The 11,341-nt window shown below is 74.8% G+C and carries 6 protein-coding genes and 1 pseudogene; 6 read left to right on the forward strand and 1 reads right to left on the reverse strand.

From position 1 onward, the window contains the following. The first annotated feature begins 188 nt into the window (after positions 1-188). The 6 genes from ACFWH7_RS09305 to ACFWH7_RS09330 all read left to right on the forward strand — a co-directional run bounded on the left by ACFWH7_RS09305 (position 189) and on the right by ACFWH7_RS09330 (position 10,333). On the forward strand, positions 189-713 hold the full coding sequence (locus ACFWH7_RS09305; RefSeq protein ID WP_378216219.1) for an FHA domain-containing protein: 525 nt from the start codon (positions 189-191) through the stop codon (positions 711-713). Beyond that, positions 710-1,567 (forward strand): PP2C family protein-serine/threonine phosphatase, encoded by an 858-nt coding sequence (locus tag ACFWH7_RS09310; protein WP_378216220.1) that lies wholly within the window; start codon positions 710-712, stop codon positions 1,565-1,567. The genes ACFWH7_RS09305 and ACFWH7_RS09310 overlap by 4 nt, the downstream gene beginning before the upstream one ends. After that, entirely contained in the window at positions 1,564-3,225 is a 1,662-nt protein-coding gene (locus ACFWH7_RS09315) for an FHA domain-containing protein (protein ID WP_378216221.1), read from the forward strand. The genes ACFWH7_RS09310 and ACFWH7_RS09315 overlap by 4 nt, the downstream gene beginning before the upstream one ends. Further along, positions 3,222-5,027, forward strand: coding sequence for a serine/threonine-protein kinase (locus ACFWH7_RS09320; protein ID WP_378216223.1), 1,806 nt, complete (start codon positions 3,222-3,224; stop codon positions 5,025-5,027). The genes ACFWH7_RS09315 and ACFWH7_RS09320 overlap by 4 nt, the downstream gene beginning before the upstream one ends. Beyond that, complete coding sequence (locus tag ACFWH7_RS09325) at positions 5,003-5,725, forward strand: hypothetical protein (protein ID WP_378216224.1); 723 nt, start codon at positions 5,003-5,005, stop codon at positions 5,723-5,725. The genes ACFWH7_RS09320 and ACFWH7_RS09325 overlap by 25 nt, the downstream gene beginning before the upstream one ends. 123 nt (positions 5,726-5,848) lie before the next feature. Next, complete coding sequence (locus ACFWH7_RS09330) at positions 5,849-10,333, forward strand: FtsK/SpoIIIE domain-containing protein (protein WP_378216225.1); 4,485 nt, start codon at positions 5,849-5,851, stop codon at positions 10,331-10,333. Between the two features lie 434 nt (positions 10,334-10,767). Here the strand turns inward: ACFWH7_RS09330 and ACFWH7_RS09335 are convergent. Next, positions 10,768-11,307, reverse strand: a pseudogene (locus ACFWH7_RS09335) (Dps family protein); the annotation flags it as partial. Positions 11,308-11,341 lie beyond the last annotated feature (34 nt).

Here is an 11,341-nt window from a genome sequence, read left to right on the forward strand (position 1 = left end):
GCTCCGCTCCTCCGCCAGCGCGAGCTCGAACGCCTCGCGCAGCACGGCGACCTCCGCGTCGCGCGGGGCGGGGGCCGCCCCCGGCGCGCGCGAGGACCCCGCGCCCGCGGGCCGGGCCCGCCCCCGCCCGGGACCCGGGGGCGTGCCCGCCCCCGGCCGCGCCGGGGGGGCACGGCCTGATCACCGGTGTGCCCGGCGTCGGGGGAGGCCCGGCGCCCGTCGCCGCACCCGCGCCGTCGGCCCCCGCCGCGCCGGTGCCGTCGGCGCCGCCCGCGCCCGTCGCGCGGCCCGCCGCTCCCGCGCCGGAGCCCGCCGAGGCGGAGTGGGACAGCACGCGCATGACGGCTCGGGACGTCCGTGCCATGGACCCCGCGCCCGACGTGTCGGTCGTCATCGAGCTCGAGTCGGGGGAGCGCCGCGCCGTCGACCGGCCGACGCTGCTCGGCCGCAACCCGCAGGCGCCCGACGACGGCCCGTGGAACCTCGTCGCTGTGGACGACCCCACGCGGTCCGTCTCCAAGACCCACGCCGAGCTCCGGGCGGACCCGAGCGGCCTGTGGCTCACGGACCGCGGCTCCACCAACGGCACCGTCGTCTCGGTGCCGGGCGCCCCGCCGCGCGTCGCCGAGCCGGGGACCCGCGTGCGCGTCCCCGTCGGCGCGACGATCCACGTGGGCGACCGCCGCATTGTCGTCCACCCCGGTGCCGCATGACGACCGAGCTGCCGGCCGAGGTCCACCTGGCCTGGGGCGCGGCCTCGCACCGCGGCGCGCGCCGGCTCCTCAACGAGGACCGGTTCCTCGTCTCGCGCTCCGTCTTCTTCGTCGCCGACGGCATGGGCGGCCACGAGGCGGGCGAGGTCGCGAGCGCGACGGCCGTCGAGGCGCTCCGGCCCCTCGCCGACCTCGACGTCGTCACCCCGGACGAGGTCCGCGACCGGATCGCGGTCGCGCAGGCGGACGTGCAGGCCATCGTCACCGAGCCCGGCCGGGGGGCGGGCACCACCGTCACCGGCGTGGTGGTCTCGGAGCAGGACGGGAACCCGTACTGGCTCGTCGTCAACGTGGGTGACTCGCGGACCTACCACCTCGCCGGCGGGCACCTCGAGCAAGTGAGCGTCGACCACTCGGAGGTCCAGGAGATGGTCGACGCCGGGCTGCTGACGCCCGCGGAGGCGCTCACCCACCCGCGTCGGCACGTCGTGACGCGCGCGCTCGGTTCGCGCAACGCCCCGCAGGTGGACTTCTGGTACCTGCCGATCGAGCGGCACGACCGCGTCCTCGTCTGCTCGGACGGGCTGACGGGCGAGCTCACCGACGAGCGGATCGCGGAGGTCCTGCTGTCCACGCCCGACCCGCAGGCGGCCGCCGAGCGGCTGGTCCACGAGGCCATCGCGGCCGGTGGCCGGGATAACATCACAGTCGTCGTCGTCGACGCGACGGGCGTGTCCGACGACACGAGCGGTGGCAGCACGACACCGCGCGACCATGCCGCGGCACCGGGCCCGGACGTCGACGAGGACACGCTGCCCAGGGATGTTCGTCTCCAGATCGGGGGTCTGACGTGACGCTGCGCTACGTCACGGGAACCGCACGCGCCGTCGTGCGAGGCGGCACGGTCGTCGTGCTGCCGGGTCCGGTGGAGGCCTCGCTCGTCGAGCAGGTCTGGGACCAGCTCGGCACCGACGCGGGGGTCGTCGAGGTCCTCCAGGTCCTCACCGGAGCCTTCGGCTCGAGCCTGCGGACCGTGCCGCCGTTCGTGGTGGCGGTGGTCGCGGACCGTCGCGTCCACGTCGCGGCGCGCGGCCGGGTCACGGTGACGCTCGAGCTCGACGGCGGCGACCGCGTGCGGGTCGAGGGCGAGGGCGTGACGACCTGGTCCGAGCGCGTCCTGGACGACGTCGTCGAGCTCCTCGTGCGCGCTGACGCCGGTGTCGTCGGCACCCTCGACGAGGCGCCCGCCGGCTCGCCCCTGCTCGGGAGCGCGGCCTCTCTCCCGCTGGTCTCCGGCGTGGTGCTCGCGGGCGCCGTCGCGTGGCCCCTCGCCGAGCGTCCCGCCCCGGCCGCCGTCGAGGACCCCCTGGACGACGACGCACCCGCCGTCGACCTCGCGCCGACGGACCGGCCCTCCGGGGGCACGACCGTCGAGCCGCCGATCGTGGAGGCCACCCCCGCCGCGGTGGCCGCGGCACCGCTCGGCGCGACGCTGCGCCTCCCGGAGGAGACCATCGCGCCCGAGCCGGAGTCCGATGCCCCGGTCCCGCCGGCGCTCGCGGAGCAGCCCGCGGCGGCGACGGAGGAGCCCGAGGCGCCCGCGTCGCCGGAGGAGGACGCCGACGACGACTACGCCCACCTGTGGGGGTCGACCATCCTGCGGACCGTCGAGGACGCGGCCGTGCGCACGGAGGACGACGAGGAGCACGACGAGCCCGCGCCGTCGAGCCCCGTCACCCCGCCCGTCCCCCCGGCGCCCGTCGCCGAGGAGCCGCCGCTGCCGCCGCCCGCCCCGGCCGGTGACGGGCTCATCGCGGGCGTCCCGCGGGAGTGGACGGGCGCGACGCCCGCCGCGGCGCACCGCGCCGCGACCGTCGTCGACCCCGACGGCGAGCCCACCGAGGCCGAGGACGAGCCCGCCTCCGGGCTCGACCACGACGGCCACACGGTGCACTCGTCCGCCATCGCGGACCTGCGCGCGGCCGCGCAGGACACCGGAGCCTCCACCCCGGTGCCGCCTCCGCCGTCGTTCAGCGCTCCGCCCGGGCCCGGCCAGCAGCAGATCCTCGCGCGCACGTGCGCGCAGGGGCACGCGAACCCGCCGTCGCGGGACGCGTGCGCGCTCTGCGGCGGGCCCCTCGAGGGCGACGCCGAGCTCGCGATCCGTCCGCCGCTCGGGCGGGTCCTCGTCTCGACCGGGCAGACGGTCGAGCTCGACCGTCCCGTCGTCGTGGGCCGGCGCCCGCGCACGCCCCGGTCGCAGGCGGCCGACCTGCCCCGTCTGGTGACTGTGCCCAGCCCGCAGCAGGACATCTCGCGCTCGCACCTCGAGATCACGCTCGAGGGGTGGCACGTCCTCGTGAGCGACATGGCGACGACCAACGGGACCACGCTCCTGCGCGCGGGCCAGCCGCCGCGGCGCCTGCACCCGTCGGAGCCTGTCCTGGTCGTCGACGGCGACGTCGCCGACCTCGGTGACGGCGTGACCCTCGTCTTCGAGGGGATCCGGTGAGCACCAAGCGCGCACCGTCCCCACCGCCGGAGATCAAGGGCTTCGAGTACGTCTCGCTGGTCGGCTCGGGCGGGTTCTCCGACGTCTTCCTCTACCAGCAGCAGCGCCCGCGCCGACGGGTCGCCGTCAAGGTCCTGCTGCACGAGTGGTCCAGCCACTCGCAGCGGGCGGCGTTCGACGCCGAGGCCGACCTCATGGCGACGCTCTCGACGCACCCGTCGATCGTCACCATGTACGAGGCGGACATCGCCGACGACGGGCGCCCGTACCTCGCCATGGAGTACTGCTCGCGTCCCAACCTGGGCGCGCGGTACCGCACCGAGCGGCTCTCCGTCGCCGAGGCGCTGCGCACCGCGGTCCAGATCGCCGGTGCCGTGGAGACGGCGCACCGCGCGGGGATCCTGCACCGCGACATCAAGCCCGCGAACATCCTCGTGACCGAGTACGGCCACCCGGCGCTCACGGACTTCGGCATCTCCTCGACGGTCGACGACGCCGCGCGCGCGGAGGGCATGTCCATCCCGTGGTCACCGCCCGAGTCGTTCGCCGAGCCGCCGCGCAGCGGCATCGCGACGGACGTGTGGGCCCTGGCCGCGACGACGTACACGCTGCTCGCGGGCCGGACGCCGTTCGAGGTGCCCGGCGGCTCGAACTCGAGCGCCAACCTCATCTCGCGCATCGAGACCTCGCCGCTGCCCCCGACGGGCCGCACGGACGTGCCGGCCTCGCTCGAGCGCGTGCTCGCGACGGCGATGGCGAAGAACCCCGGGTCGCGCTACCCGACGGTCCTCGCGTTCGCCCGCGCGCTCCAGCAGGTGCAGAACGAGCTGTCGTACGCGGTGACCCCGATCGACCTGCTCGACGACACGGGGCACGTGCAGGAGGAGGAGCCGGACGACGACGCCGGGACCCGCCTGCGCCAGGTCGTGTCGATCGACCCGTCGGGTTCTGGCGGCACCTCGTCGGGGCCCGTCGCGCCCGGCCGGCCGACCCAGCCGACGACACCGCTGCGGCCGGCGCAGCCCGGCCCGTGGCCGGGCCAGACCGTCGCGCCCGGACCGACCGTCCCGCCGCAGCAGCCGGGCCCGCGCGCCCCGCAGCAGCCGTACGCGCCCGCGGCGTGGCACCAGGGCCCACCCGCGCACACGTCCGGCACCACGCCGACGTCCGCCGTCGGTCCGGGCGGGCACGCGCCCGTCGCCGAGCTCACGGACCCGTCCCGGATGTACCCCGGCGCCCGGCGCCCGGGCGTCTGGGGCCAGCCGCCGGTCGAGGACACGGTCCACCGGCCCACCGGGCCCGAGGAGGGCTCGTCCCCCGGGACGCCGACCGAGGAACGGTCCGGTCGTGGCGCCCTGTGGGCGACGCTCGCGGGCGTCGTCGGGGTCGCGGTCGCGGTCGGCGGGTTCTTCCTGCTCCGCCCGGACGCGACCTCGAACGACCCGGACCCGGGCGGCGGTGGCGAGGAGACCGCCGCCACGGACGACGACTTCGTGCCGTCGGACAACCTGGGCGACCTCGTCCCGCCGGTGAACGACCTCGTCGGCACGTACGACCCGGCGCGCGAGGTCGCGACGTTCACGTGGGCCTACGACTCGGACAAGGCGCAGGAGGGCGACATGTTCGCCTGGAAGAAGCTCGACCCGCTCGAGGAGTCGCCGTACAAGGACGCGTTCGACGAGACCAGCGTCGAGCTCCGGGCCAAGCCGGGGGAGCAGGTCTGCATCGAGGTGATCGTGGACCGGGACGGCAAGTTCTCGGCGGCGCCCCAGAAGGCATGCGTGACGGGGGAGGCGGCGTGAGCGAGCTCGCGGTCGAGTTCTGCGGCGAGTGGTTCCGCCCGTCCGTGGACGGGGACCCGTTCGACATCGGGCGGGACGGCGACCTCGCGATCGAGGACAACCCGTACCTGCACCGCCGCTTCCTGCGGATCTCGCACGAGGGCGGGATCTGGTGGCTCTCGAACGTCGGGACGCTCATCTCCGCGACGGTGTGCGACTCGGGCGGTGGGGTCCAGTCCTGGCTCTCGCCGGGCAACCGCCTTCCGATCGTCTTCCCGACGACGTCGATCGTGTTCACGGCCGGGCCGACCACGTACGAGCTCACCGCGCAGCTGCGCGGCGCGCCGTACCAGGAGATCCGCTCGGAGGACACGGAGTCGGGCGGCGCGACGACCATCGGCATGATCACCTTCACCACGAGCCAGAAGCAGCTCATCGTCGCGCTGGCGGAACCGATGCTGCGCCGCGACGGCACGGGCCTGTCGGAGATCCCGTCGTCGGCCGCGGCCGCCGCCCGGCTGGGCTGGGCGACGACGCGCTTCAACCGCAAGCTCGACAACGTGTGCGACAAGCTCGACCGGATCGGCGTCAAGGGCCTGCGCGGCGGCCCCGGCGCGCTCGCGACGAACCGTCGCGCGCGCCTCGTCGAGTACGCCGTGGCGTCACGCCTCGTGACCTCGGCCGACCTGCCCCTGCTCGACCTCACCGACGACGGCTGACGGCACCGGCCGTGGCGGGCGCGCTCGACGCGTGCCCCGACCGGTCGCGCGTCGGTACCGTCGCCGGCCACTCGGAGCCCCCGGCCTGCCCGTCCCTCTCCCCGGACCTGAACAGGAACCTTCGTGCGAATCAAGCTCACGCTGCACCGCCCCGACGCCAGCACGACCAACGTCGCCGTCACGGCCGACGCGACGGCCACGGTGCGCGACGTCGCCGAGGCGCTGTTCGCGGGCGACCCCACCCGGTCGGGAACGGCCGTCCCGGACCGGCTCACGCTCCAGGTCGGGACCGCGCCGTCGGGGTCGGGCCAGGGTCGCGTGCTCTCGCCGACGAGCGACCTCACGGAGGCGGGGCTGCGGTCCGGGTCGACGGTGTCGATCGTGCGCGTCTCCGAGCAGTTCGACGCCCCCGGGCAGGACCGTGGCGCGGCCGTCGCCGTCCTGCGCGTGCTCGAGGGGCCGGACGCGGGCCGCGAGTTCCCGCTGCCCGTGGGGACCAGCTACCTCGGCCGCGACCGCAACATGGACATCCGGCTGAGCGACCCGCAGATCTCCAAGCGGCACGCCCGCCTCACGGTCGGCGAGACGATCGAGATCACGGACACCAACTCGGCGAACGGCCTCGTCATGGGCGGCCAGCGCATGATGCGCTCGACGCTCACGTCGTCGGACACGGTGACGATCGGCAGCACGGTCGTGTCGGTCGTCGCGCTGCACCGCACGACGAGCCTCGCGCCGACGAGCCCGGTCGTGGAGTTCAACCGTTCCCCCCGCGTCGTCGCCCGCTTCCCCGAGCGCAAGCTCAAGGCGCCCAAGCCGCCGCAGCCCCCGGAGCCGCAGCGCTTCCCCTACCTGGCCATGGTCGCGCCGCTGCTCATGGGCACGATCCTGTACTCCGTCACGCACAACATCCTGTCGATCGTCTTCGTCGGGCTGAGCCCGATCCTCATGCTCGGCAACTACCTCGACCAGAAGGTGCAGGCCAAGCGCAAGCTCAAGGCGCAGCGCGAGCAGTTCGAGGCGGGCGTCGTCGCGATGCGCGAGACCATCGACCGCACGCACGCGGTCGAGCGCGCGGTGCGCCTCTCGGAGGCCCCGTCCGTGGGCGACACGGTCGACGCGGTCCGGCGGCTCGGCGGGCTGATGTGGACGCACCGCCCGGAGCACGACGCGTTCCTCTCGGTCCGCATCGGGCTCGGCGCCGCGCCGTCGCGCACCCAGCTCGAGCAGCCGGGCGAGAACAACACGCTGCCGGAGTACTGGAACGAGCTGGAGAAGCTGCACGCCCAGTGCGCGACCATCTCCGGCGTCCCGGTCGTCGCGCGCCTGCGCACGGACGGCGCGCTCGGCGTCGCCGGCGCGGGGGCCGCTGTCGACGCCGTCGCGCGCGGGATCCTCGTCCAGCTCGCGGGCCTGCACTCGCCGTCGGAGCTCGTGCTCGCGGCCGTGACGTCGCAGCGCTCGCGCGCCGACTGGGAGTGGCTCGAGTGGCTGCCGCACACCGGATCGCCCCACAGCCCGCTGGGCGGCGACCACCTCGCCGACAACCCCGGTGCCGCGCAGGCGCTCCTGTCGCAGCTCGAGGACCTCGTCGAGGCGCGCGGGGCCGACCTCGACACGCACGCCGAGCTGCGCGGGCCGATCGACCCCGAGGAGGGGGAGGACACGCCCAAGCCGGTGCTGCCGACGGTCGTCGTGCTCGTCGAGGACGACGCCCCGGTGGACCGTTCGCGCCTCACGCGCCTCGTGGAGCGCGGCGCGGACGCGGGCGTGCACGTGGTGTGGGTCGCGCCGTCGGTCGAGCAGCTCCCGGCCGCGTGCCGCACGTTCGTCCTCGTGGACACCGTCGACGCGGCGGGCGCAGGTGCGCCCGGGGCCACCGCGGGCGCCACGAGCGGCGAGGTCCGGGTGGGCCGGCTGTCGTTCCCGGTGGCGTGCGAGACGGTGGACCTCGCGACCGCCCACGAGGTGGCGCGCATCCTGGCCCCCGTGGTCGACGTCGGCGCGCCCGTCGACGACGACTCCGACCTCCCGCGCTCGGTCTCCTACCTCACGCTCGCCGGCACCGCGCTGGCCGAGGACCCGGGCCGCCTCATCGACGCGTGGCGCGAGAACGGCTCCCTGACGCCACGGGACGGCTCGCCGCCCGTGCGCCGCAAGGCGCCGACGAACCTGCGCGGGCTGGTCGGGCACTCGGGCACCGAGCCGCTCTACCTGGACCTGCGCACGCAGGGCCCGCACGCGCTCGTGGGCGGGACGACGGGCGCGGGCAAGTCCGAGTTCCTCCAGTCGTGGGTGCTCGGCATGGCGGCGGCGCACAGCCCCGACCGTGTGACGTTCCTCTTCGTGGACTACAAGGGTGGCGCCGCGTTCGCGGACTGCGTCAACCTGCCGCACACCGTCGGTCTCGTCACCGACCTGTCGCCCCACCTCGTGCGCCGCGCCCTCACGTCGCTGCGCGCCGAGCTGCGCTACCGCGAGCACCTGCTCAACCGGAAGAAGGCCAAGGACCTCGCGTCCCTGGAGCGGACCGGCGACCCCGACGCGCCGCCGAGCCTGCTCATCGTCGTCGACGAGTTCGCCGCCCTGGTCAACGAGGTCCCCGAGTTCGTCGACGGCGTCGTGGACGTCGCGCAGCGCGGCCGGTCGCTCGGCCTGCACCTCATCCTCGCGACCCAGCGCCCGGCGGGCGTCATCAAGGACAACCTGCGCGCCAACACGAACCTGCGCGTCGCGCTGCGCATGGCGGACGAGGACGACTCGACCGACATCCTCGGCATCCCGATGGCCGCGCACTTCGACCCCTCGATCCCGGGCCGCGGTGCGGTGAAGACCGGTCCTGGTCGCATCACGCCGTTCCAGACCGGCTACGCCGGTGGCTGGACGACGGCGGAGCCCGAGCGGTCGCGCATCGACATCCAGGAGATGGCGTTCGGCTCCGACATCCGCTGGGAGCTGCCGGAGCCCGAGGTCGAGGAGGTCACCGACCCGGGCCCCAACGACATCGCGCGCGTCGTCACGACGATCTCGCGGGCCGCGACGGAGGCCGCGGTCCCGGTGCCCCGCAAGCCGTGGCTGGCCGAGCTCGCCCCGACGTACGACCTCGCCCGCCTGCCGAACCCCCGCACCGACACGATGCTGCTGCTCGGCGTGGAGGACGACCCGACGACCCAGGCGCAGCCCACCGTCTTCTACGAGCCCGACCGTGACGGCAACATGGCGATCTACGGCACGGGTGGCTCGGGCAAGAGCGCGACGCTCCGGACGATCGCCGTGTCCGCGGCGATCACGGCGCGCGGCGGCCCCGTCCAGGTCTACGCGATCGACTCCGGCGCGAGCGGTCTGCGGATGCTCGAGGACCTGCCGCACGTCGGCGCGGTCATCTCGGGCGACGACGAGGAGCGCGTCCAGCGCGTGCTGCGCACGCTGCGCGACCTCGTCGACGAGCGCTCCGCCCGCTACGCCGCGGTCCGTGCCGGCAGCCTCGACGAGTACCGGCGCCTCGCGAACGCGCCCGCCGAGCCGCGCATCCTGCTGCTGGTCGACGGCATCGGCGCCTTCCGCGAGTCCTACGAGTTCCGACCCGCGCACGCGTTCCCCGTGTGGGGCGCGTTCACCGCGATCGCGACGGACGGGCGCCAGGTCGGCGTGCACGTCGTCGTCGCGGGCGACCGGGCGGCGTCGGTCCCGACGTCGCTCGGCTCGACGATCCAGAAGCGGCTCGTGCTGCGCCTCGCGAGCGAGGACGACTACCTGACGCTCGGCGTCCCCAAGGACGTCCTGTCGCTCACGTCCCCGCCGGGACGCGGCGTGCTCGACGAGAACGAGGTCCAGATCGCGGTCCTGGGCGGCGACCCGAACGTCGCGCTCCAGGCGCGCGAGCTGGGCAAGCTGCGCGACGCGATGACGCGCCTCGGCATCCAGCAGGCGCCCGGCGTCGAGCGGCTGCCGGACAGCTTCGCGCTGGACGCGCTGCCCGAGGTCACGGGCGGCCGGCCCACCGTCGGCCTCGACGACCTGGACATCGCCCCGGTCGCGCTGCCGGCCCGGGGGACGTTCATGCTCTCGGGCCCGCCCGGGGGCGGTCGGACGACGGCGCTCGTCACCATCGCCCAGGCCGTCCGTCGGGCGCGAGCGGGCCGGGTCGTGTACCTCTCGCCGCGCCGCACGAGCATCTCGGCGCTCGACGCCTGGGACACGGCGGCGACGTCGCCCGAGGAGGTCGTGACGCTCCTCGAGTCGCTGACGCAAGCGCTCGACGGGGGCTCGCTGCGACCGGGAACGCTCACCGTGCTCGTCGAGTCGGTGACCGAGTTCACGGGGACGCCGGCGGAGCAGCCGCTCGTCGCGTTCGTCCGGGCCGCCACGCGTGCCGAGCAGCTCGTCGTGGGCGAGGCCGAGTCGTCGACCTGGGGGCAGGCGTGGGCGATCGCGCAGCCGTTCAAGGCGGGGCGCACCGGTCTGCTCCTCACCCCCGGCGACCTCGACGGCGACACCTTGCTCGGGACCGGCCTCGGCCGGATCCGGCGGGCGGACTTCCCGCCGGGACGCGGCTTCCTCGTGGTCTCCGGGAGGGCGCGCAAGCTGCACGTCGCGCTCCCGCGGTAGCGACGTGACGCCCGCGGGGACCTCATGGGGACACCTCCCCATCGACGGGGCGCGCGGGCCGATGGTTGAGTAAGGCCATCGACAACGGGACGACGTCCACGCAGGGTGGGGGTCGAGACACAGAAGGAGAACACCATGGCTGGTGGCATGTGGGGCGCGAACGTCGAGGAGCTGCGTGGGCTCGGTCAGACGCTGCAGCAGAAGGCGGACGAGATCCGCACGACCATGCAGAACCTGAACTCGCAGATCCAGAGCGTCCCGTGGGAGGGCCCCGACGCCCAGCAGTTCAAGGGCAGCGACTGGCCGGCCGCGCAGACGCAGCTCAACAACGTCGCGCAGACGCTGACGGACGCGGGCCAGAAGGCCACGCAGAACGCGCAGCAGCAGGAGCAGGCTTCGAACAGCTGATCCGCTGAGCTCCACCGAGGGCGGGGGGCCCCGGGCGGGGGGCGCGCGCCGTCGGTGGAGAGGTCACCACCGGTCGACTCGAGGTGCGCGCGGACGAACCAGTGGAACAGCTCGAGGTCGTGCAGGTGCCCGATGAGCAGGTCGTTGGTCACGTCGTCGAGCTCCTCGGTCGCGGTCGCGGCCTCGCGGTGCGCCGTGATGACCCCGACGTACACCTCGTCGAGCGCCCCGAGGTGGGCGATGGTCGAGGCGCGGCCGAGCGAGTAGTCCTCCCAGCTCCGCTCGGCGACCAGGGCGCCGGGCGTGCCCTTCGGGGAGACGCCCAGGGTCGCGATGCGCTCCGCGACGGCGTCGACCATCGCGCGGACGGCGTCGACCTGCGGGTCGATCATCTCGTGCACCGCGATGAAGTGCGGTCCGACGACGTTCCAGTGGATGTGCTTGAGCGTGAGCTGAAGGTCGTTGAGCGCGTGCAGGCGCTCCTGGAGGATCCCGGCGACCTTCGCCCCTTCCTCGGGGGTGAGCGACGGGACGGTGTACTTCGGCAGGTCGGAGCGAGCGGCCATGGGGTGCCTCCTCGGGTCGGGTGCGGTCGCCGCC

The sequence above is a fragment of the Cellulosimicrobium cellulans genome, from assembly GCF_042723955.1.
GTDB classification, from domain to species: Bacteria; Actinomycetota; Actinomycetes; order Actinomycetales; family Cellulomonadaceae; genus Cellulosimicrobium; species Cellulosimicrobium cellulans_H.